Genomic DNA, 21,336 nt, shown 5'->3' with positions numbered 1-21,336 from the left:
TCCTCATCCCTCCATCGCAAGGAGGCGCGAGCCCGGCCCGGGCGCGACACCGATCCCCTGCACCTCCGCCCCGCCGGGCAGCGTCACCCGCACCGCCGCCGCCATCCGCGCGCCCTCGTGGCCCGCGTACAGGGAGAGGCCGACCGCCTTGCCGTACGTCCTCTCCCCCGCGATCCCCGCCCGCCCGTGCGCCTTCAGGCACCCCGCGAACAGCTCCGCCGCCGACGCCGTCCCTCGGTTCACCAGGATCGTCACCGGGACCGAATACGGCTCCTCCTGCCGCGAGCGATAGACCACCTCATCCCCGTCACCGTCGGTCGCCGTCGCCACGACGCTCCCCGCCGGCAGGAAATCCCCCGCGAGCTCCACGAACGCCCGCAGCTCTCCTCCCGGATTGTCCCGTACATCGATGATCAGCTCGCGCATCCCCTCCGCCTCGAGCGCCCGAATCGCCCGGTACACAAGCGCCGGCACGTCCACCGAGAACACCCGGATCCGGATCACCCCGACACCATCGCTCAACAGCGCGCGCTCCACGTTCCCTGCGCCGGGGAGCACCTTCTCCGGCGCCGCCGCGCACGTGTAGAACACGTTCACCGCGCTCGGCACCAGCACCGCGCCCACCGCGTTGTTCCCGGCGTTCCCGGTCGTGGGACAGGTGAGGTTGATCGCCGGCAACCCCTCGATGATCACCTTGGAGTTGCCCGCCACGTACGCACCGAAATCCATGTAAAGCGGGTGCGCCACCCCGGGCTCCATCCCGAAGGTCATCGGGATGGTCGTGCCGAGGTTCAGCGCGTTCATCATCGACACCTTCACCTTCACCGAGAAGTTCACCGCCATCGCGTTGAGCGCGAAGTTCGGATACGGGATCGGCACCACCACCGGCCCCACCGGCGTCAGGCACACGTCCGGAAACCCGATGCTCATCCCGGCGCCGTTGTTGCTCGCAGGCAGCATTCCGTTCGCTCCTTCCGCCGTTATCGCGGCGGCCGCGGGGGCGTGTACGCCTCCGCCTCCAGCCGGTCGACGTCCGTCCGGCGCGCGCCGAGCAGCCTCGCGCCGGAGAAGCGCGCGCCCTTGTCGTGGAGGGCGTGCAGGTTGGCGCCGCCGAGATCGGCCTCGCTGAAGTCGGCCTCCTCGACCCGCGCGTGCGACAGGTTCGCGCGCTCGAGGCGCGCCGAGAGGAAGAGCGCGCCGCGGGCCTCGGCCTGATCGAGCATGGCGTCCCGAAGATCCGCGGCGGCGAGGTTCGCGCCGTCGAGATCCGCCCGGGTGAACGTGGCGTACCGGAGCATCGCCCGCGAGAGCTTCGCCCCGCGCAGCGAGGCGCCGCCGAAATAGGCGGCCTTCGCAGCGACGTTCGGCAGGCTCGCGCCGTCCAGCGCGGCCTCGCGGAGCCTGGCCTGCGTCAGGATGGATCCCTCGAAATCGGCGCCGCGCAGGTTCGCCTTCGAGAAATCGCTGCCCATGAAATCGCAGTCGCGGAGGCTCATCCGCTCGAGGTTCGCCTCCATGAAGGCGCAGCGGTGCACCGTGAGGCCGGCGAAGGAGACGGCGCGCAGATCCACGCCGGTGAAATCGACGCGATCGAAGATCGTCTTGCCGAGCAAGGCGCCCTCCAGCGCGGCCCCGCGGAGGAGCGCCTGCTGGAGCACCGCGCGCGTCAGGTTCGCGCGGGTGAGCCGCGCCCTGTCGAGGATGCAGCGGACGAGGCGCGCGGCCGTGAGATCGGCGCCCTCGAGATCGGCCTCGATGAGGATCACCGACTCGAGATCGCGGCCCGAGAGGTCCACGCCGCGGAGGATCGAGCGCGAGAGGTCGCAGCCGAGGAGGCTCGCGCCCCGGAGGTCCGCGCCCGTGAGATCGCAGTCCGAGAGGATCGAGCGCTCGAGGCGGGCGCCGCGGAGGCTCGCGCCGCGCAGGTCGGCGCCGCGCAGCGAGCAGAGGGAGAGATCCGCGCCCGCGAGGTCGAGGCCGGAGAGATCCGCGCCCGTGAGGTCGGCCCCGGCGAGGTCCTTGCCCGCGAGCTCGGGCCGGCCGAGCTTCGCCTCGTCGAGGACGACGCCGTGCATGCGCTTCGGGAAGCGGGCGCCGCGCAGGTCCGCCTTGACGAAGACCGCGCGATCGAGCTCCGCGCCGTCGAGGTCCGCGCCGCCGAGATCGGCCCCGACGAAGGCGCCGGCCTCGACGCGGGCGCGGGCGAGGCGCGCGCGGCGGAGGTTCGCGCGGGTGAACGAGGCGCGCGCGACGCGGGCCTCCGTGAGATCCGCGCCCTCGAGGTTCGCGAGGTCGAGGCGCGAGCCCTCGATCGTCGCGCCCGCGAGCCGGGCGCCGGACCAGTCCGAGCCCACCGCCTCGACCTCGACGATCGTCGCGCCGGAGAGATCGGCGCGGGCGAGGCGCTGGTACGAGAGCTTCGCGCGGGTGAGCGTCGCGCCGGCGAGGCGCGCGCCCTCGAGGTTCGAGCCGAGCACGAGCGCGCCGTCCAGCGCGCAGCCCGCGAGGTCCGCGTCGCGCAGGTCGCACTCGACGAAGTGCGCGCCCGAGAGCGCGCTGCCCGCGAGCCGCGCGCCGCGCAGGCTGGTGCGGAGGAACTTGACGCGGGCGAGATCGAGGTTCGTGAGATCCCGGCCCGAGAGGTCGAGGCCATCGAGGCGGGCGCCGTGGAGCGGCGCGCCGGCGCGGATGCGGTCGAGCAGCTCCTCGACGCTCTTCACGCGCCCTCCAGGCTGGAGCGCCGCAGGTTCGCCCCCTTGAAATCGCAGCCGGCGGCGCTCGCGCCCTCGAGGCGGGCGCCGTACAGGCTCGCCCCGGCGAAGGAGGCGCCGTCGAGGCGCGCCTTGCAGAGGTCGGCGCCGAAGAGGTCGGCCTGCGCGAGGTCGGCGCGCTCGAGCGAGGCGCGGTAGAAGCGGCTCCCGCGCAGGACCGCGCACGCGAAGCGCGCGCCCCGGGCCGAGGCCCAGGAGAGGTGCGCCCGCGGCAGGGACGCATACCGGAGATCGGCGCCGTCGAGCTTCGCCCGGAGCAGCGCCGCGCCCTCGCCGCGCGCTTCCACGAGCGTCGCGCGCTCGAGATCGGCGTCGGTGAAGCTCGTGCGCGACAGGGACGCGCCCGTGAGATCCGCGTCCGTCGCGGAGGATCCGGCGCACATGCACCCGACGAGCGCCGCGCCCCGCAAGCAGGCGCGATCGAGCTTCGCCCCCTGGAGGACGGCGCCGTCGAGGTGGAGCTCCTCCCCGTCGATCTCTCGGAGGTCGGCCTCGTCGAGCAGCGCGCCGCGCCCCCGCGCCCTCGCCAGGCGGGCGCGGGTGAGCTCGGCGCGGGTGAAAATGGCCTGGTCGAGCGTCGCGCCGCGCAGATCGGCGCCCGCGGCGCGCGCGCCCGTGAGGTTCGCCTGGGAGAGGTCGGCGCCCGGGAGCGCGGCGCCCTCGAGGTTCGCCTCGAACAGCACGGCCCGCGAGAGATCCGCGTTCGCGAGGTTCGCCCCCGAGAGGTTCGCGCCCGAGAGGAGCGCGCCGGAGAGCTTCGCCCCGGAGAGGTCCCGGCCCGAGAGGTCCTGCCCGGAGAGATCACGCCCCGAGAGGTCGACGCCGGGGCCGGGCTCGGGCGGCGGCGCCGCGGCCTCGCCGGGGAGCCGGTAGCCGGGGACGATCTCGCGGAGGCGGCCATCGCGGAGCAGCGCGTCGAGGCGCTCGACGCCCTCGAGCGCCGTCCCGCGCGCGGCCGCGTCCCGCCGGAGCTCCTCGACGCGCGCGACGAGCGCGTCGAGCGCGCCGCCCATGGGGACGCGCGGCGTGCCCGAGGGCGCGGCCGGGAGGTACGCGGCGTGCCGCTGCGCCGGGAGCCGCGCGAGCGCCTGCGCGACGGTGCGCTCGAGGTCGACGCCCTCGGGGGTGCGCAGGGCCCGGAGCTTCGCGACGAGCTGCCGCACGCGATCCTGCTCCGGCGCGTGCAGGCCGCCGAGCCGCTCGGCGAGGAGCTTCGACACCGGATCCGCCTCGTCCGCGACGGCGCGCGGCGGCCGCGGCGCGCCGTCGCGGACGAGGTCGTAGGCGTCGCGCACCTCCGGCGGGAGGTCCTCGAGGCCGCGCGGATCGCGGGCGAGCTGGGCGAGCTTCTCCCGGTAATCGTCGAGCGGCAGCGGCGCAGCCGAGAGCGGCTCGGCGGCGATGACGACGGCGCGCACGTCGGCGAGATCGTCCTCGGCCACCTCGGCGTGGCCGCGCCAGGTCAGCGTCACGAGGCCCGCGTCCGGCTCGACGAAGAGGGTGTCGAGGCTCATGCGGGCGTCCTGCACGCGGCCCTGGATGTCCTCGACGACCGCGCGGATCCGGAGGCCCGGCAGGCGGAAGGAGGCGGTCTGCGCGGCGGGGTGGAGGTTCAGGAGCGTGACCTCCTCGTCGCCGCGCAGGTGGCCGGCGAGGCGCTGATCCGGCGGGGCGGCCTGGAAATAGGCCCAGTCGAAGTCCTCGGCGTACCAGGGGGCACGGGTCTTCCGGTACGAGGGGCCGTACTCCTTGCCGAGCATCCGGCGTTGCTCGGGCGAGTCCGGGTGGATCGGCCCGAAGGGCGCGGGCACCTGGCGGCCCTCGCGCGGCGCCGGAACGAGCAGCGATTTCGACCAGCTCCCGACCGCGAACCCCACGGCGTGCTCGCGCGGCGGCTCGTCGGGAGGCGGGTGGCAGGCGCCGCGGAGCAGGAGATCCGCGGCCGGCTTCCAGTCGGCGAAATCGCCGGGGTACGTGCATTCGCCGTCGCGCTCGCCGTCGCCCCCCTCGAAGGTCTCGGCGGTCAGCGCCCCCTGCGCGAGCTGCCCTTCCAGCGGCGCGAGCGGCTCGCCCAGGCGGAGCGAGAACCGTCCGCGGACGACGAGGACGACCTCGGGCTGCGGCGGCCTTCGCGAGCAGACCTTGGCGCCGAAGGGGAAGGGCGTGAGGTTCCGGGTCTGCATCAGAACAGGTTGATGACGCCGGACATCACGTTGTACGCCCCGGTGCTCACCGACTCGGCCGACGAGACGCTCGCGCAGATGTTCTTCACGTTGGTGCGGAACTGGGAGAGCTCCTGCCGGTTGGTCAGGTTGAGCTCGGCCTTGGGGCCCATGTTGATCGAGACCCCCGCCGTGAGCGAGACCTCGAGCATGGCCGCGATCGTCAGCTCGACGAGGCCGCCGATCGTGACCTCCTCGGTGGCGCCGACGGTGATCGACGCCGCATTGCCGATGGTGACGTCGCTCGTGTTGCCGATCGTCACCGACTGGACCTCGCCGATGGTGGTATCCGACACGAGCGAGGCGGTCGTCGTGCTGGACACGGTGCTCGCTGTGGTCTCGTCGCTGATCGACGTGGCGCTCGTGGTGCTGGAGATGGTCTGCGCGGTGGTCTCATCGCTGATCGCGGTCGCCGTCGTCTTGCTGGCGATCTGGTCGGCCCAGGTCTCGTCGGAGATCAGCGGCACAGGGCAGGCCGCCGAGCCGGTGTACGACTCGATCCGCTGCGCCCAGGTGGAGCTCAGGCAGGTGGGGTTCGGTCGCTCGGCCGTGGGGGCCTCGGAGCCGGTGATGCTGGTTTGCTTGTTGCCGTAAAAGCGATCGAACGTGTCGCCGTGATAGGTTGTGTCGACGTCGCCCTTCTCGGTCTTCTCGGTGACCTTCCAGGTGCCGTTGTAGTTCTGGACCCATTCGATGGTGGTGGCGGCGGTCCAGAGATCGGTGGCGTCCTGGATATGGCCGCCGGAGACGTCCCAGCCGGCGGTGTCCTCCTGCCGGCCGAGGACGAGCATGCGGTAATTGCCCTTGATGACCTCGACCTTGTCGCCGCGCGTGGTGGTGATGCGGTTGCCGTCGGAGTGGTCGCGCCAGCCGCCCTTGGTATGGAGCTTTGCCGTCTCGGCCTGCCGCTCGGCCTCGGGGAGGAAATCGGGGCAGCCGTCGCGCTTGCGGGTGTCGTCGATGAACGAGGTGACCCGGGCGGCGAGGTCCTCGCCGGTCGCCCTCGGCGCGCCCGGGCTTCCGGCGAGGCTCGGGTCCTTGACCGCGCCGAGGCGCAGATACGAGCCCATCGCCTCGGCGTCGGACGCCGCGTCGTTGAAATTCGGGACCTCGATGAGGAGGTATTTCCCGTTGATACCCTCACCCTCGCGCGTACCCATGCGTGCCTCCGCGTCGGGTACAGTACCAGGCGAGCCGCGGAGGAGGCGCGACGATGAACCGAGAGCCGACGGAACCCCTGAGGTGCAGCGAGCCGTCCCCACCCGCCGCCCCGCCGTGCGGTGAGCCCACGGCCGCGACGGCGCACCGCGCGCCCAGCGCCGTGACGATCGCCACGGCGCCCGCCGCCGCGCGCATCCGCGAGGCCCCCGGCGCAGAGCCCCCGTGCAGCGAGCCGATCGCGCGCGCGCCGTGCGCCGAGAGCCCGGAGGAGGCGGCCGGGCCGGTGGAGGATGCCCCGCCAGCGCCGTCTCCGGACGACCGAGAGCTCCTCGAGGCGCCGGCGAGAGCGAGCGCCGGAGGGCCTCGCGAGGTGCCGCCATCGCCGCCGCGGGCGAGCGCCGGAGGGCCGCGGGAGCTCCCACCGTTGCGCCCGGGAGCGAGCGCCGGAGGGCCGCGGGAGCTCCCGCGATCCCAGGGCGGCCCAGGGGCGCCCGATCACCTGCCGTTCCGCGCGCCGGGCGCGGCGGAATCGGCGCCGCGCCCTACGCGCGCGGCGCCGATGGAAGCGCTTCAAGAGGCGAAGGCCGCGCTCCGGGACCGGGCACGGCGGGCGCCGATCCTGCGGCTCGACTCCAGCGATTTCTCCTGCGACCTCCTCCGGGTGCGCGGGGTGCACGGCAAAGAGTCCATCGGCCAGCTCTTCTCGTACGACATCGACGTCGTGTGCAGCGACGGCGCCGAGCTCTCGATCGAACAGGTGCTGGGGGCGACGGCGTCGCTCGTGTTCGAGGTCCAGGGCGCGGACGAGCGGACCATTCACGGCATGATCGCCGAGGTGGAGGACCGGCACGAGACGGAGACCGCCTTCCGCTCCTACCGGCTCCGGCTCGCGCCGCGGGCGTTCCGCGCGACGCTTGTGGAGCTCCAGCAGGTCTTCCTCGACATCAGCGTGCCAGAGCTCATCCAGCACAAGCTCGCGATGGTGGGGCTCGGGCCCGAGGACGTGGTGATGCGCCTCTACCGCGATCACCCCCAGCGGGAGATGATCGTCCAGTACAAGGAGACGGATCTGGCCTTCATCTCGCGGCTCGCCGAGCACCTCGGGATCTCGTTCTTCTTCGAGCACGAGTCGGGCCGCGACGTGATGGTGTTCACCGACGAGCCGACGGGCTTCCAGCCGCTGCCGGGGGGCGACGCGGTGGTGTTCCGGCCGCGGGGCGAGCGGCGCGACATGTTCGAGCTCAGGGAGCAGGCCAGGGCCTTCCCCGCGACGTACGTCATGCAGGAGTACAATTACCGGACGCCAAGGCTCGACATGACGGCGGCGCACGAGTCGCCGGCGGGCCTCGGGGGCGGCGTCGTCGAGTACGGCGCCCACCACAAGACGCCGGAGGAGGGCCAGCGGCTGGCCCAGATCCGCGCGGAGGAGCGGGCCTCGTCGAGCCGCTACTTCGAGTGCCAGAGCGACGAGCTCCGGCTGATCCCGGGGGCCGTCTTCGCGCTCGAGGGCCACCCGCGGCTCGACGGCGAGCGGTTCCTGGCCGTCGAGGTCGAGCACCGCGCTGTGCAGCCGGTGGCCATCGAGGGCGGCGCCGGCGGCGAGCAGGAGTACGTCAACAGCGCGCGCCTGGTGCGCGCCGCGCAGGCCTACCGCCCGCCGCGGACGGCGCCGCGGCCGAAGATCCACGGGGTGGTGACGGCGCTTTTGGAGCCGCTCCCGGACGGCGAGATCGGGGAGGTCTCGCCGATCGACGAGCAGGGGCGCTACCGGGTGCGCTTCCACTTCGACGCGGGGGATCCCGCGTCGCGCGCGTTCCCCTCGCGGCTCGTGCGGATGATCCAGCCGCACGCCGGGCCGAACTACGGGATCCACTTCCCGCTCAAGCCCGGCATCGAGGTGCTGATGGTCTTCGTCGACGGCGACCCCGACCGGCCGATGATCGTGGGCGCCGCGCCCAACCCGATCACGCCGTCCCCGGTGGCGCGGGAGGTGAACCTGATGCACCGGATCGAGACGTCGACCGGCATCCTCATCGAGATGCGGGACTGCCCGCCGCGCGGGTGACGCGGGCCGCCGCTACTTCTTGCGCCCCGCTCGGCCGCTCAGGCGGCTGATCGCGTCGCCCGCCGCCCAGGCGACGCGGGCCGCCGCGTTCAGCGAGCGGACCATCGCCTCGGGCACCTGCGCGATCAGCCGCTCCAGATCGACCGGGCCGTCGATCGACGGCAGGAGCTGCTCCATCAGGTCGGCGAACAGGTCGTACTTGCGCGACAGGTCGTCGAGCCGCGAGCGCATCGCGTCGGCCTCCGCGCCCTGCGCGTCGCCGAGCAGCGAGAGCGCGCGCCGCGCGAGGGCGCGCTTGTCCTGCACCACGCGGCGCAGGCGGCCGAGGTACGCGCCGACGATCACGTCGGGGTACTTGCCGCGCAGCGCGAACGAGTCGTGCCGCGCGCCCGACTCCCGCCGGCGCTCGATGATCCCGGCCGCCTCGAGGCCGCGCAGGTTGGCGAAGATGTTGCTCTTCGAGCGACCGAGCTCCTGGCTGAGCTCGTCCATCGAGCGCGGCTCGTCCGCCAGGTAGAGCGCCGCCACGACCTGCCCACCCAGCCGGGTGATGCCGGGGAACGACGCGGCGATCTCGGCGCCGACCCCCTCGAGCAGCGCCTGCCGCGCCGCCGCGACCCGCTCGTCCGAGGCGCTCCCGTCGCCCCCCTCGCCGGTTGCGGGCGGCTGCGGCGGGTGCGCTGTCGGCGACGTCGGCCTCCGGGCGGTCATGATGGGTGACTCACATAACGATCTTTCGCGGGTGCGCCAAGCGGCCAGCGCGCCCCACTCCCCGTATGCCTGGCCTGATCGCCCCGGCGCGGAAAGTCCGCTCAGGAATCGTCGGTGCAGACGTCGACGGACCCCGCGCGCGGCTTGCTCTTGTAGATATCGGCCGGGCAGCTGCCCCAGCGCGAGACCATCTCGCCCACCTCGATGGCCAGGCTGCTCGACCAGTCCCGCGCGCCGTCGAAGCGGGCCCGGATGATCCCGTTCGGGTCGATGATCCACGTCTCCGGGTAGAGCTGCGTGCCGTACTGGTCCATCACGACCTTGGACTCCGGGTCGAAGAGGACCGGGAACGGCGGGTCTCCGTTCAGGGCCACCTTGAGCGCGTCGCGCACGTCGTCCGGCCCCTCGTCGGTCGAGACCGTGAGGACGACGATGTCCTTGCGCGACTGGGCGATCCGGCCGAGCTCCGCGAGCGCCGGCATCTCCTGCAGGCACGGGGCGCAGGTCTTGGTCCAGAAGTTCAGGAAGACCGTCTTGCCCCGGAAGGACGACAGCCGGACGGGCTTGCCGTTCATGTCCGGCAGCTCGAAGTCCGGCGCGAGCCGGTTCCGGCCGGCGTACGCGGGGCGCAGGGCGCAGATGGCCTCGCAGCCGGTCGTGCGCTGGTCATTCTGCGCGGCGTGCACGAAGCCGTAGACGGCGACGGCAGCGACGAGGATGAAGGCGAGCTGCGCGATGGTCGTCCACTTCACGGGGGTTCGCATAGCGTAGCGCGGCGCAGGGCGAAAGCGGGCCGAAACGCCCCGCCCCCGCTCGTCGACGCGGCGCTTCACTCCGGGCCGGAGAGCAGCCGCTCGAGCCGCCGCTCGTCGACGCGGTACTTCATGATCTTCCGCCCATCGAGCTCGACAACGGGGACCTCCCAGTCGTACAGCGCTCGCTTCTCCGGGCCGGCCTCCCGGTCGAGGTCGACGACGGCGAGCTCGAACGGCAGCCGGACGCGCACGCGCTCGAGCGCGGCGTGGGCCTCCTCGCAGAGGTGGCAGCGCTCGCGCGTGAAGAGGGTCAGCGTCTTCATCGTCACGTGGCATCCTCCGGGCCTGGCAGCCGCCCCGCTCACCCCGCCGCGAGCAGCGGCAGGCTTTGCCGGCGCGGCGGCTCCGGCCGCTTGATCTTGTCGAACGCGCGCTCGTAGTCCCGGAACGAGCCGCCCGCGTGCACGGCCTGCAGCACGGCGTGCCCCTCGGCCTCGCCGCCGGCGGCGAGCACCGCCTCGACCCACGCCCAGCGCGCGCTCGTCGCCCGCACGTCCGCGCGGCCCCGCAGCCCGCGCCGGAGCCGGTCGAGCCGCTTGTTCACGACGTCGATCCCGGCGAAGCGCGCGCCGTGGAGCGGCGTGTTGCGCTTCGGGCAGAACGGCGCGATCCCGAGCGCGACCGGCACGATCCGGGACAGCTCCGTGACGAACGCGACGCACTCGTCGACGTCGGCGTCGGTCTCGCCGGGGACGCCCACCATCAGGTACAGCTTGAGCCGATTCATCCCGTGCTGCCGCGCGAGCTCCGCGGCCCGCTGGAGGTGCCTGGGCCGGGCGCGCCGCTCGAGCGTCTCGCGGACCCGCTCGCTCGTGCCGTCCATCGCCGTCGTGAGCGTCTTGTAGCCCGCGAGCCGCAGCGCGCCGACGAACTCGTCGGTCAGCCGGTCCGGCCGGAGGCTGCTCAGCCCAACCTCGCAGCCCCGCTCGGCGAGCGTCCGGACCACCTCGACGATCTTCGGGTGATCGCTGACCGCGGCGCCGACGAGGCCGACGCGCCTCGCGTCCTCGGGGATGAGCTCGAGGAGGCGCTCCTTCGGGACGATGCGCATGCCGCCGTTGGTCGAGCGGCGCATCACGCAGTAGGTGCACCCGCGCGAGCAGCCCCGCTCCGCCTCGATGAGGAACATGTTCGAGAGCTCGGTCTCCTCGGCGCGGATCGGCGACCAGGCGGGAAGGAGCGCGTTGTCGCACTGCGCGACCGGGGGCATCTCCGCGCCGTGGCGCGCGGGGACGAAGACGTGGGGGAGGGCCGCCAGCGCGTCGAGCGCCGCCTCCCGCGACGAGGCGTCCCGCAGCACGCGGAGCACCTCCACGGCCAGCGTGTCGGCCTCGCCCATGATGATCGCGTCGGCGAACACCGCGAGCGGCAGCGGGTTCGAGAACGTGAGCGGACCGCCCGCGAGGACGAACGGATCGCGAAAGGAGCGCTCCTCCCGGAGCGCCGGTATCCCTGCCAGCTCGAGCAGGCGGACGACCCCGGCGAGCTCGAGCTCGTAGGCCACCGAGAGCGCGATGACGGGGAAATCGGAGATGGGGCGGAGCCCCTCGTACGTGATCGGGGGGCCGTCCGTGCCCTGGCCCTCGTCGTCCGGCAGGAAGGCCCGCTCGCACGCCATCCCGGGCTCGGCCTGGATGGTCTTGTAGATCTGGAGGAAGCCAAGCGAGCTCATTCCAGCCCGGTACGGCGAGGGGTAAGACAGCGCGACGCGGAAGGGCGCCTGCTTGTCGATACGACCGATCTCGCCCGCCAGGCGGCGGCGGATCGTGGTCGTCATCGCGCTTCGAGACATCGACCCAGCGTCGCTCAGGGGACGTCCAGGCGCAAGGATGGGAGGCCAGCTGACAGCCGTCCGGAGCGGGGATTTTTTCCAGCTCACGGCGCACCGTTCTCCGGGACGTGTCCGGCGGCGGTCCTCCCGTCGCGGGGAGCGGGGGCCGGGCGCGGCGGCTCGCCCGGGCGGGACCAGAGGACACGCTCGCCGTCGGTCTCCCAGATCAGGGCGCCGCCGCGGTCCGTGCGCGCGATCGCGACGCCGCCGGCCGAGAGGCGGGAGAGCACCTCCGGGCTCGGGTGCCCGAAGCGGTTGCGGACACCGCAGGACACGGCGGCGATCGAGGGGTCGACGGCCGCGAGGAGCGCCGCGCCGGTCGACGTCCGGCTGCCGTGGTGCCCCACCTTGAGCAGATCGGCGTGGAGCGCGGCGCCGTAGCGCGCCACGAGCGCGTCCTCGGCCTCGTGCTCCGCGTCGCCCACGAGCAGCGCGGATCGCGCCCCGTAGCGGATGCGCAGGACGAAGGAGTTGTCGTTGGCGCCCCGGTCGGGGTGGAGCTCCGGGCACGGCGCGAGCACCTCGATCGTCGCCCCCGAGAGGACCCGCGGTCTGCCGCAGAGCGCGTCGGGCCGCACGATGGGCACGCCGCGCCGGCGCAGGTCGGACAGGAGCTTCCGGTAGACCGGGCCCGCGCCCTCGGCCTCGCCCTGGCCGGTGTCCCAGAGCTCGCCGACCTCGACGCCCTCCACGGTGGCCGGCAGTCCGCCGAAGTGATCGGGGTGCGGGTGCGAGAGGACGACCGCGTCGAGGCGCGCGCGGCGGCGCGACCGCAGGAGCGGCCGGAGCACGCGCGCGCCCGTGTCGACGGGGCTGCCAACGAAGCCGCCCGCGTCGACGAGCATCGCGCCGCCCTCGGGGAGGTCGATCAGGATGGCGTCGCCCTGCCCCACGTCGAGGACGTTGACGCGCAGCACGCCGCGCGGCGCGCCCGCGCGCGTGGCGACGCCCTCGAGCAGCAGCCACGCGGCGGCGCCGGCCGCGAGCGCGGCGAGCCGCCGGCTGCGGCGCTCCGCGGCCCACGCGAGCGCGATCGCGGCGGCCAGCGCGGCCAGCTGGGCGGGCGACGGCTCGGGCAGGCGCAGCACCACGCCGGTGTCCGCCGAGGCGCGGGCCACGGCGCGGACCGCGAGCAGCGCGCCCGACCCGACGAGCGCGCACCCGCGCTCGACCGGCGGCGCCCACGAGAGCACGGCGTGCGCGAGGCAGAACGGGAGCGCCGCCAGCTCGCCGATCGGCGCGGCGACCACGTTCGCCGCCACGCCGAGCAGCGGGAATGTCTCCCCGTTCATGAGCAGCAGCGGCGCGCAGCCGAACATGGCGGCGAGCGTCGTCGCCAGCGGCGCGAGGACCTTGCGCGCGAGCTCCCGTAGCGGCGACGCGCCCGGCCCGCCCTCGGCGCCGCCGTCGCCGCGCGCCCCCTCGCCGGGCACGATCAGCGCGGCGAGCGGCCGCTGCAGCCAGAGCAGCCCGGCGGTGGCGGCCGCGGACAGGCCGAACGAGAGATCCCACGCGACGAGCGGATCCACGGCGGCGGCGCCCGCGAGCGACAGGGCGAAGCAGCGGACGCCCACCGGACGGAGGCCGAGGAGGCGGGCGCCCATCGCGCAGCTGAGCATCGCCGCGGCGCGCATCGCCGAGCCGCCGCCGCCGGCGAAGTCGGCGTACAGCCACGCCGCCGGCACGCACAGGGCCGCCGTGATCCGGCCCGCGTCCCACCGGGCGGCGATCGGCCCGACGCGGACGAGGATCGCGCGGAGCGCCGCGGCGAAGCCCGCCACCGCGAGGACGAGGTGGGTCCCCGAGACCGCGAGCAGGTGCGCGAGGCCGCTCTCGCGGAACGCCTCCTGGTCCTCGGGCGCGAGGTCGGTCTCGCCGAGCACGAGCGCGCGCCCGAGCGCCACCGCGTCGGGGTGGAACGTCGCCTCGATGCGCCCGCGCACGAAGGCCCGCGCGCGATCGACGGCCGCGCGCACGTCGATCGCGCCCCCCTCCGACGTCCGCCGCGCCTCGACGATCGTCCCGCTCGCGACGATCCCGCTCCGCGCGATCGCGGCGGTCGCGTTCCGGAGCCCCTCGTTCCGGAACAGGTGGATCGGCGCGAGGTCCACGGTGACCTCGAGCCGGTCGCCCCGGGCGAGGTCCACCGGCGCGCCGTAGAGGCGCGCCCGGAGCGGCCCCGGCAGCGCTCGCCCGCCGCACGTCCCGCCGGAGAGCTCCACGTCGATGCGCGAGGCCGGCGGCTCGTCGTCCTCGCCGCGCGCCCCGGCGGAGCGCCGCTGCGCCGCCCCGACCACGACCGGCGAGCCGGCGACGACGCACGTCACCTCGCAGCGCGCCGGCGGCTGCAGCAGCGCGAGGGCGCCGTCGTAGGCGGCGCCCGCGCCGTCGAGCAGCGCGCGGGCGCGGAGGCCGCTCACGACGAGCGCCACCCCGGCGGCGGCGAGCGCGGCGGGGCCGGCCCGGCGGCGGAGCGCCGCCGCGGCGAGCGCGGCGCCGAGCGCCGTGGCCAGCGGAGAGAGGGCGAGCGGCGCGCCCGCGGCGAGCGCGAGGCCGAAGAGCAGGACGGGATCGATCACGGCCCCGCCGCCCCGCAACACCTGGGCCGCGCGCGTTCCCGCGGAATTTCAGGGGGGAGCGGTCGCCGCGCCCCTGGCGCCGCCATGGCGGCGCCGGGCGCGGCGGCGCACCGGACGATCCTGCAAGAGCTCTCCCCTGTGTGGGGGGAGCAACGCGCCGAGTCGGTCATCGCGCGGTCATCGCACATGCCGCGCGTGCACGACCGCGGCTTCGCCTCTAGAATCTTTTGCTCCTTGCGGCACCCCGCGGCGCGCGCAGACATTGCAGTATCTGGAGGCTTTCGATGCCGTTTTGCTTGCCCAGAGTCACCTGGATTCTCCCCCTGGGACTCGCTGCGACAGCGTGCAGCTCGGCCCTGGAGGCGCCTCCTGACGAGATCGGTGAGGCGCGGGATGCCATTCAGGACGGATATCTCGACGACGGCGACAGGGCTGTCGTGGGCATCTACAACGACGAGATCGGCGCGATCTGCACCGGCAGCCTGATCGCCCCGAACGTGGTGCTCACGGCCCGTCATTGCGTGTCGGACATGGCCAATGAGCGCGACGGCCAGATCACCTGTCGATCCACGAAGTTCACGGACACGCACCTCGCGGGCCGGATCTTCGTGACGACCGACGCGGAGATCGGCAGGTACGCGCGTTTTTACGCCGGCAGCGAGGTCGTGCTGCTCCCCGGCGAGGGGACGGACGCGTTCTGCGGCAACGATCAGGCGATCCTGATCCTGGACGAGCCGATCCCGGAGAGCGAGGCGGTGCCGCTCGTGCCGCGCGTCGACGTGCCGCTCGTGGAGGGCGAGGAGTACTACGCGGTCGGCTTCGGGGCGACGAACGACGCGAGCACGGGCGCGGGCCTGCGGCGGCGCCGCGACAGGCTGTTCATCGACTGCGTGGCTGACGGCTGCCCGTCCTCCCTGGTGAAGACGACGGAGTGGGTCGGGGACACCGGCATCTGCGAGGGAGACTCGGGCGGACCCAGCCTCGATCTGATGCACCGCGTGATCGGCGTGACCTCGCGCGGGGCCGAGGGCTGCGAGTATCCGATCTACGGCTACGTGTACCGCTGGGCGGAATGGATTAAAGAGACGACCGTGCGCGCCGCCCGTGCCGGAGGATACAAGGAGCCCCCCTGGGCGACCGGCTACCCCACCGATCCTGCGTACTCGGCGGAGGTCGGCGCGACGTGCGAACAGCCGGAGCAGTGCCCTGCGAACGCGTGCCTCGACGGCTACTGCACGCGGCCCTGCAACGCGGCCGCGGCGTGCCCTGACGGCTACAGCTGCAACGGCGAGCCCGGCTTCTGCGCGGAGGTCCCCGAGCCGCCCGCGGACGACGCGTCGAGCGGGTCCTGCAGCGCGAGCCCGCGGCCCGATCCGACGCAGCCGGTCCCCTGGGTGCTCGGGGCGGCGAGCCTGGGCGCCCTCGCGAGCCTGCGGCGGCGGCGCAGCCGGGAGCGGCTTGGCTGACGAGCGGCGCTCCTCCACGCGGAGCGCCGCCGGCGCTGCGCTCCAGCCGGGCGCCGCGGGGCCTGCGCTCCAGCCGGGCGCCGCGCGGGCCTCGTTCCTGGCGGGCGCGCCGGGCCGCGCGCTCTCGCGGCGGGCCGCGCTCGCCGGGCTCGCGGCGCTCGGGCTCGCGGCGTGCGGGCGCACCGCCCCGGCGCGCGCGGCGGGAGCGCGCGTCGTCTCCCTGTCGCCAAGCACCACCGAGGCGGTCTGCGCGATCGGCGCCGGCGCAACGCTCGTCGGCCGGTCCCGCTACTGCGACCACCCGCCCGAGGTGCTCGGCCTGCCGAGCGTCGGCGGCTACGCCGACCCGAGCATCGAGGCGATCATCGCGCTCTCGCCGACCCTCGTGGCCGGCGCCCGCGGCCCCGCGGGGCCCGCGCTCGACGAGTCGCTGCGCGCGCACGGGATCGCGACGTGTTTCCCCGACACCGAGTCGCTCGCGCAGATCGAGGACATGCTCACGGAGCTCGGGCGGCGGCTCGACGCGGCGCCCGGCGCGGAGCAGGCGATCGGCCGGATCCGCGCCCGGCGCCGCGCGGTCGAGCAGGCCGTCGCCGCGAAAGGCGCCCCGCGCGTCCGGGCCGCCCTGCTGTTCGACACCTCGCCCCTCTTCGTCGCGGGCCCCGGGAGCTTCCCCGATGAGCTCATCCGGCTGGCCGGCGGCGAGAACGTGATCACCCGCGGCGGCGCCTACCCGTCGATCAGCGTCGAGCAGCTGCTCGCGCTGGATCCCGACGTCCTGCTCGACGGCACGTCCAGCGACGCCGATGCGCAGGGCGCCTCGAGGCTGGCGGCGCTCAGGGACGCGCCCGGCTGGAGATCCCTGCGCGCCGTGCGCGAGGGGCGCCTGCGCCCGCTGAACACCGATGTCGCGCTGCGCCCGGGCCCGCGCATCGGCGACGGCCTCGCTTCCGTCGCGCGGGCGCTCCACGGCGAGGCGCTGGCGCTCTCCGGCGACGCGGCCGTCCCTCCCTCCCCCGGCGGCGCAGGCCTCGCGGCGCCCCTGCCGAAAACGGAGGCGCCATGACCCGCGTGCGCGCCGACGCCCTGCTCGTCGCCCGGAAGCTCGCCGGCTCGCGGACCGAGGCGCAGGCGCTGATCATGGCCGGCAAGGTCACCTCGGGGCCGCGCCGCATCGACAAGCCGGGCACGCTGCTCCCGGAGGACGCCGAGGTCCACGTCGCCTCCGGCCCCCGGTTCGTCTCGCGCGGCGGCGAGAAGCTCGAGCACGCGCTCGAGGCCTTCGCCGCGCACGGCCTCGACGTCGCCGGGAAGACGTGCGTCGACGTGGGCGCCTCGACCGGCGGCTTCACCGACTGCCTGCTCCAGCGCGGCGCGGCGCGGGTCTTCGCCGTCGACGTCGGCTATGGCCAGCTCGCCGCCAAGCTCCGCGCCGATGCGCGCGTCGAGGTGCGCGATCGGGTCAACGCCCGCGAGCTCCAGCGAGAGGACTTCGACGTCCCCATCGATCTCGTCGTCGTCGACGCGTCGTTCATCAGCATCTCCCGCCTCATCGACGCGATCGCCCGCCTGCTCCGCCCCTCGGGGGATCTCGTGGCGCTGATCAAGCCGCAGTTCGAGGCGGGCCGCGAGGCCGCCGCCCGCGGCCGCGGCGTCATCCGCGACGAGGCGACCCGCCTCGCGGCGATCGCCGACGGGCGCCAGGCCATCGAGGCCGCGGGCTTCTCGGTCGTCGGGCAGGTCGACAGCGCGGTGCGCGGGCCGAAGGGGAACGTCGAGCACTTCGTCCATGCGCGCCGCACCGGCTAGCCGCCGCGTTGCGCGCGACGCCGCGCGCAACGACGCCGGGCTCGGTCGCCGGAATCCGTGGAAAGTCGAACACTTAAGATGCTCCACGCCGACCGCGCAGCGGCCCGACGGTGCTGACGTGCCGCGTAGACAATGGTAGACGCGATGAGTACACGCGCTCTGAGCCGCTCCGTGGGCGGCCATGGCCACCGCGGGCGACCCCACGCGAGGCAGCCCGGCGACAGGGAGGACGACGACATGCTCGGACGACGGGGTTTGGTGAAGATGATCGCCGGGGCGCTCGCGCTCAGCGCGATGACGCTCGGTTGCGACAAGAAGAGCGAGACGCCGGCCGGCAACGCGGCTGAGCACGCCAAGGACGACGCCGAGTGGAAGGTCGGCGCTTACTTCAGCCTCTCGGGCGAGGAGACGGCGTTCGGCGTCGACTCGAAGGAGGGTATCGATCTCGCGATCGACGAGATCAACAAGGCCGGTGGGGTCAAGGGCAAGCCGATCCACGTCCTCTACGAGGACAACAAGTCGAAGCCCGAGGAGGCGACCAACAAGGTCCTCCAGCTCATCGACCGGGATCACGTGCTGGCCCTCCTCGGCGAGGTCGCCTCGTCGCGGTCGCGCGCCGGCGGCATCGTCGCCAACAAGAAGAAGGTGCCGATGATCTCGCCGTCCTCCACGAACCCGGACGTGACGAAGGTCGGCCCGTTCGTGTTCCGCGCCTGCTTCACCGACGACGTGCAGGGCCAGATGGGCGCGCAGTTCATCGTGAACACGCTCGGCAAGAAGAAGGTGGGGCTCTTCTTCGCCTCCGACGACCTCTACTCGTCGGGCCTCGCCAAGGAGTTCCGCGACGAGGTGAAGCGCCTGGGCGGCGAGATCGTCATGGAGAAGAGCTTCCTCAAGAAGGAGACCAACTTCACGACGTACATCAACGAGCTCAAGTCGGCGAACCCCGAGATGATCTACGCGCCGATCTATTACACGAGCATGGCCCCGGTCGCGCGGCAGGCCAAGGCCGCTGGCGTACCAGGGAGCATGTTCGTCGGCAGCGACGGGTGGGACGCGAACGAGCTCCTGCGCGACGCCGCCGAGGAGCTCGACGGCGCGTACTTCACGAACCACTACGCGCCGGACGTCCCCTGGCCCAACTCGCAGGCCTTCGTGCAGAAGTACAAGGACCGGTACAAGCGCACGCCGTCGAGCATCGCGGCGCAGGGCTATGACGCGGCCAGGCTGCTGGCCGACGCGATGGGACGCGCCAAGGCGATGACGCCGGACGACATCCGGGCGGCCATCCAGGACACCAAGGGGTTCCAGGGCGCGACGGGCGTCATCACCATCGATGCCGAGCGCAACGCGGACAAGCCGGTCGTGATCGTCCGGATCAAGGACAAGCAGTTTACCTACTACGCGACGGTCAACGAGAAGGCTGCGAAGTAATAGCCGTCGTTCGCGCGCGCTGGCTCGGACGTGAGCAGCGCGCGGGACGTGCGGAACGTGCGTTGAAGAGGTCTCCATGGAGAAGATCGTGAATGCCCTGATCACAGGGCTCGCCCAGGGGTCGATGATCGCGCTGGTCGCCCTCGGCTACACGATGGTTTACGGCATCCTCAAGCTCATCAACTTCGCTCATAGCGAGATCTTCATGATGGGCGCCTTCGCCGGGCTCTTCGGGATCGCGGCGTTCGGTGGCAGCAGCGCGCCGCTGTTCGCGGGCGTGGCCGGCACCCTCTGCGCGATGGCCTTCGCGGGCGTCCTCGGGGTCGTCGTCGAGAAGGTGGCTTACGCGCCGCTCCGCTCACGGGGGCGGGGCCTCGCGAACACCCGGATCACGCCGCTGGTCACGGCGCTCGGGATGAGCGTGCTCCTCCAGAACCTGGCGCAGCTCCTCTTCACCGCACGCTACCGCGGCTATCCGCAGCTCCTGCCGATCGAGCACACGCGGCAGGTGATCTTCGTCACCTCGATCCTCGTGATGATCGGCCTGGAGCTGCTCGTGCGGCGCACCTGGACGGGCAAGGCGATGCGCGCGCTCAGCGTGAACGTCGAGGCCGCCCGGCTGATGGGCGTCCGCACGAGCCGCATCATCGCGCTCACCTTCCTCACGGGCTCGATGCTCGCGGCGGTGGGCGCGGTGCTGTACTGCCTCGATCAGTCGCAGGTGTACCCCACGATGGGCGTCGTGATCGGCAACCGCGCGTTCGTGGCGGCGGTCATCGGCGGCATCGGCAACATCACGGGCGCCATGCTCGGGGGCATGTTGATCGGGATCATCGGAGAGATGACGAAGCTCACGCCCTACTCCGGCTTGCAGGACGTCCTTGTGTTCGCGGTGCTGATCGGGGTGCTCCTTGTGAAGCCGACGGGGCTGCTCGGCACGACCGGGACCGAGAAGGTGTAAGGCCGCCCTGGCCCGCCGGCCCACGCGCCGCGCTTCCATCCATCCTCCACGACAAGCAGGGCTGCCGGCCCGCCGGCCCACGCGCCGCGCGTCCTTGCGGTATGCTCGGCGCATGCGACGCCTCGCTCTCGTCGTACCGCTCTCGCTGCTCGCGGCGTGCGCCGCGACGCCCCCCGCCAACTGGGTGCGCGGCGGCGCGCTGCTCGACATCCCCCGCGCGCGCTGGGCGCTCGCCGACCTCACGATCGACGTCATGCCGGACGGCAAGATCCTCGTGAACGGCGAGCACCAGCTCAGCGTCGATCGCGGCGGGCGCGTGTTCGGCCTGGAGGCCGAGCCGGTGGCGCTGCTCGAGCCGGACGGCCGGGTCATGGGCCCGAACGACGATCCGCTGGGCCAGGTCGGCGTGCTGCACGCCTCGCTGCCGCGCCAGGCGAACGCCTGGATCACGGTCGCCGAGGGCGGCGCCGTGATCCGCTACGCCGAGGACGGCGAGCGGGAGTCGCTCGGCGCCTGGATGGGGTGCGAGGCGACGGCGCGGGCGCACCAGGCTTGCACGCTGATCACGCACCTGCTCGGGATGCGCCTGGACAAGCTGGCGCGGCCGCGCGCGCCGGACGCGCTGCAGATGGGGCTCGGGAACGGGCTCGGGCTCGGGACGGGGTCGCTGTTTCCGTAGGTCGGCGCGCCTACTTCAGCAGCCAGCCGAACAGCATCCGCTTCGTCGTGTCGCGGGAGACGGCCGCGAGCGAGTCGACGAGCGGGATCTCCTTCGGGCACACCTCGACGCAGTTCTGCGACTTGCCGCAATCGGTGATCCCACCCTCGCTCATCACCGACTCGAGGCGCTCGCCCTCGTGCATCGCCCCCGAAGGGTGCATGTTGTAGAGCCGCACAAGGTTGATGGCGAAGGCGCCGACGAACTTCGTGCCGTCGCTGTACTGCGGGCACGCCTCGACGCAGCAGCCGCACGTCATGCAGCGGGAGAGCGGATATCGCTCCTGCTGCCGCTCCGGCGACTCGCGCGGCCCCGGGCCGAGCTCGTGCGTGCCGTCGATGTCAATCCACGCCCGCACGCGCTTCATGTCCTCGAACATCCGGCTCCGGTCGACGAGCAGGTCGCGCACGAGCGGGAACTTGGACATCGGCTCCAGCGTGATCACCTCGCCCTTCGGCGCGAGCTGGTCGATGAGCGCCGAGCAGGCCTGTCGGACCCGACCGTTGATCACCATCGTGCACGAGCCGCACACCTCCTCCAGACACACCGCCTCCCAGACGACAGGAGCCACCTCCTTGCCGTCCACGGTCCGCGGATCCTTCTGGATCTGCTGCAGCGCGCTGATCACGTTCATCTGCGGCAGGTAGGGGACCTTGAACTCCTCCCAGCGCCGCGACTCCGTCCGATCCGCGGTGTCCTGCCGCCGCACGCGCAGGTGCACAAGCCGGCCCTCGCCCTTCGGCTGCGCCGGCGCCGCCGCCCCGTTCGCCTCGTCTCCGCTCGCCTTGGCCAT

General features: G+C 73.3%; 17 protein-coding genes. 7 read left to right on the top strand and 10 right to left on the bottom strand.

Annotated features, from left to right (window positions below):
• Nucleotides 1-3 precede the first annotated feature (3 nt).
• From WME95_RS45395 to WME95_RS45380, 4 genes are read right to left on the bottom strand one after another with little or no spacing between them, the layout of a single operon-like run.
• Nucleotides 4-960, bottom strand: a complete 957-nt coding sequence (locus WME95_RS45395; RefSeq protein ID WP_437905430.1) for a S41 family peptidase — start codon at nt 958-960, stop codon at nt 4-6.
• A gap of 20 nt (nt 961-980) precedes the next feature.
• On the bottom strand, nt 981-2,720 hold the full coding sequence (locus tag WME95_RS45390) for a pentapeptide repeat-containing protein (RefSeq protein ID WP_437905429.1): 1,740 nt from the start codon (nt 2,718-2,720) through the stop codon (nt 981-983).
• Nucleotides 2,717-4,954 carry a DUF2169 family type VI secretion system accessory protein gene (locus WME95_RS45385; RefSeq protein ID WP_437905428.1) on the bottom strand — a complete coding sequence of 746 codons (2,238 nt, stop codon included), beginning with the start codon at nt 4,952-4,954 and terminating at the stop codon, nt 2,717-2,719. The genes WME95_RS45390 and WME95_RS45385 overlap by 4 nt, the downstream gene beginning before the upstream one ends.
• Nucleotides 4,954-6,153, bottom strand: a complete 1,200-nt coding sequence (locus tag WME95_RS45380) for a hypothetical protein (RefSeq protein WP_437905427.1) — start codon at nt 6,151-6,153, stop codon at nt 4,954-4,956. The genes WME95_RS45385 and WME95_RS45380 overlap by 1 nt, the downstream gene beginning before the upstream one ends.
• A gap of 53 nt (nt 6,154-6,206) precedes the next feature.
• On the opposite strand from WME95_RS45380, the gene tssI reads away from it, so the two are divergent.
• Complete coding sequence (gene tssI, locus WME95_RS45375) at nt 6,207-8,219, top strand: type VI secretion system tip protein TssI/VgrG (RefSeq protein ID WP_437905426.1); 2,013 nt, start codon at nt 6,207-6,209, stop codon at nt 8,217-8,219.
• Between the two features lie 12 nt (nt 8,220-8,231).
• On the opposite strand, the gene WME95_RS45370 is transcribed toward tssI, so the two are convergent.
• The 5 genes from WME95_RS45370 to WME95_RS45350 form a co-directional block, all read right to left on the bottom strand.
• The gene (locus tag WME95_RS45370) at nt 8,232-8,930 is read right to left on the bottom strand and encodes a GbsR/MarR family transcriptional regulator (RefSeq protein ID WP_012240929.1); all 699 of its coding nucleotides are present in this window, start codon (nt 8,928-8,930) and stop codon (nt 8,232-8,234) included.
• A gap of 101 nt (nt 8,931-9,031) precedes the next feature.
• A complete protein-coding gene (locus WME95_RS45365; protein ID WP_437713126.1) occupies nt 9,032-9,682 on the bottom strand; it encodes a TlpA family protein disulfide reductase in 651 nt (216 codons plus the stop codon).
• 77 nt (nt 9,683-9,759) lie between these two features.
• Nucleotides 9,760-10,008: a glutaredoxin family protein gene (locus WME95_RS45360; RefSeq protein WP_437911094.1), complete on the bottom strand. Its 249-nt coding sequence runs from the start codon at nt 10,006-10,008 to the stop codon at nt 9,760-9,762.
• Nucleotides 10,009-10,046: 38 nt separating this feature from the next.
• Nucleotides 10,047-11,537 (bottom strand): B12-binding domain-containing radical SAM protein, encoded by a 1,491-nt coding sequence (locus WME95_RS45355; RefSeq protein ID WP_437905425.1) that lies wholly within the window; start codon nt 11,535-11,537, stop codon nt 10,047-10,049.
• A gap of 83 nt (nt 11,538-11,620) precedes the next feature.
• Nucleotides 11,621-14,155 carry a DNA internalization-related competence protein ComEC/Rec2 gene (locus WME95_RS45350; protein WP_437905424.1) on the bottom strand — a complete coding sequence of 845 codons (2,535 nt, stop codon included), beginning with the start codon at nt 14,153-14,155 and terminating at the stop codon, nt 11,621-11,623.
• Between the two features lie 437 nt (nt 14,156-14,592).
• Here WME95_RS45350 and WME95_RS45345 point away from each other — a divergent pair, with 437 nt between their 5' ends.
• The 6 genes from WME95_RS45345 (at nt 14,593) to WME95_RS45320 (ending at nt 20,504) form a co-directional block, all read left to right on the top strand.
• Nucleotides 14,593-15,621: a trypsin-like serine peptidase gene (locus tag WME95_RS45345; protein WP_437905423.1), complete on the top strand. Its 1,029-nt coding sequence runs from the start codon at nt 14,593-14,595 to the stop codon at nt 15,619-15,621.
• On the top strand, nt 15,614-16,687 hold the full coding sequence (locus WME95_RS45340) for an ABC transporter substrate-binding protein (protein WP_437905422.1): 1,074 nt from the start codon (nt 15,614-15,616) through the stop codon (nt 16,685-16,687). The genes WME95_RS45345 and WME95_RS45340 overlap by 8 nt, the downstream gene beginning before the upstream one ends.
• Entirely contained in the window at nt 16,684-17,430 is a 747-nt protein-coding gene (locus WME95_RS45335; RefSeq protein WP_437547097.1) for a TlyA family RNA methyltransferase, read from the top strand. The genes WME95_RS45340 and WME95_RS45335 overlap by 4 nt, the downstream gene beginning before the upstream one ends.
• A gap of 237 nt (nt 17,431-17,667) precedes the next feature.
• Nucleotides 17,668-18,864, top strand: a complete 1,197-nt coding sequence (locus WME95_RS45330) for an ABC transporter substrate-binding protein (RefSeq protein ID WP_437547095.1) — start codon at nt 17,668-17,670, stop codon at nt 18,862-18,864.
• Nucleotides 18,865-18,940: 76 nt separating this feature from the next.
• A complete protein-coding gene (locus tag WME95_RS45325) occupies nt 18,941-19,825 on the top strand; it encodes a branched-chain amino acid ABC transporter permease (RefSeq protein WP_437547093.1) in 885 nt (294 codons plus the stop codon).
• 112 nt (nt 19,826-19,937) lie between these two features.
• Nucleotides 19,938-20,504 carry a hypothetical protein gene (locus WME95_RS45320; RefSeq protein WP_437905421.1) on the top strand — a complete coding sequence of 189 codons (567 nt, stop codon included), beginning with the start codon at nt 19,938-19,940 and terminating at the stop codon, nt 20,502-20,504.
• A 10-nt stretch (nt 20,505-20,514) separates the two neighbouring features.
• Here WME95_RS45320 and sdhB read toward each other — a convergent pair whose 3' ends face one another.
• Nucleotides 20,515-21,336, bottom strand: a complete 822-nt coding sequence (gene sdhB / locus WME95_RS45315; RefSeq protein WP_437296102.1) for a succinate dehydrogenase iron-sulfur subunit — start codon at nt 21,334-21,336, stop codon at nt 20,515-20,517.

It is taken from the genome of Sorangium sp. So ce327, from assembly GCF_051530205.1.
In the GTDB taxonomy this organism is placed as follows: domain Bacteria; phylum Myxococcota_A; class Polyangia; order Polyangiales; family Polyangiaceae; genus Sorangium; species Sorangium cellulosum_B.
The sequence above is the reverse complement of the archived record's forward strand: the minus strand, read 5'-3'. Positions and strand labels throughout refer to the sequence as shown.

Excerpts from the sequence above, each read along its gene's own strand:
- sdhB (WP_437296102.1), bottom strand. The coding sequence starts at position 21,336 with ATGGCCAAGGCGAGCGGAGACGAGGCGAACGGGGCGGCGGCGCCGGCG.
- WME95_RS45370 (WP_012240929.1), bottom strand. The coding sequence starts at position 8,930 with ATGACCGCCCGGAGGCCGACGTCGCCGACAGCGCACCCGCCGCAGCCG.
- WME95_RS45395 (WP_437905430.1), bottom strand. The coding sequence starts at position 960 with ATGCTGCCTGCGAGCAACAACGGCGCCGGGATGAGCATCGGGTTTCCG.
- WME95_RS45330 (WP_437547095.1), top strand. The coding sequence starts at position 17,668 with ATGCTCGGACGACGGGGTTTGGTGAAGATGATCGCCGGGGCGCTCGCG.
- WME95_RS45335 (WP_437547097.1), top strand. The coding sequence starts at position 16,684 with ATGACCCGCGTGCGCGCCGACGCCCTGCTCGTCGCCCGGAAGCTCGCC.
- WME95_RS45360 (WP_437911094.1), bottom strand. The coding sequence starts at position 10,008 with ATGAAGACGCTGACCCTCTTCACGCGCGAGCGCTGCCACCTCTGCGAG.
- tssI (WP_437905426.1), top strand. The coding sequence starts at position 6,207 with ATGAACCGAGAGCCGACGGAACCCCTGAGGTGCAGCGAGCCGTCCCCA.
- WME95_RS45320 (WP_437905421.1), top strand. The coding sequence starts at position 19,938 with ATGCGACGCCTCGCTCTCGTCGTACCGCTCTCGCTGCTCGCGGCGTGC.
- WME95_RS45355 (WP_437905425.1), bottom strand. The coding sequence starts at position 11,537 with ATGTCTCGAAGCGCGATGACGACCACGATCCGCCGCCGCCTGGCGGGC.
- WME95_RS45325 (WP_437547093.1), top strand. The coding sequence starts at position 18,941 with ATGGAGAAGATCGTGAATGCCCTGATCACAGGGCTCGCCCAGGGGTCG.
- WME95_RS45385 (WP_437905428.1), bottom strand. The coding sequence starts at position 4,954 with ATGCAGACCCGGAACCTCACGCCCTTCCCCTTCGGCGCCAAGGTCTGC.
- WME95_RS45380 (WP_437905427.1), bottom strand. The coding sequence starts at position 6,153 with ATGGGTACGCGCGAGGGTGAGGGTATCAACGGGAAATACCTCCTCATC.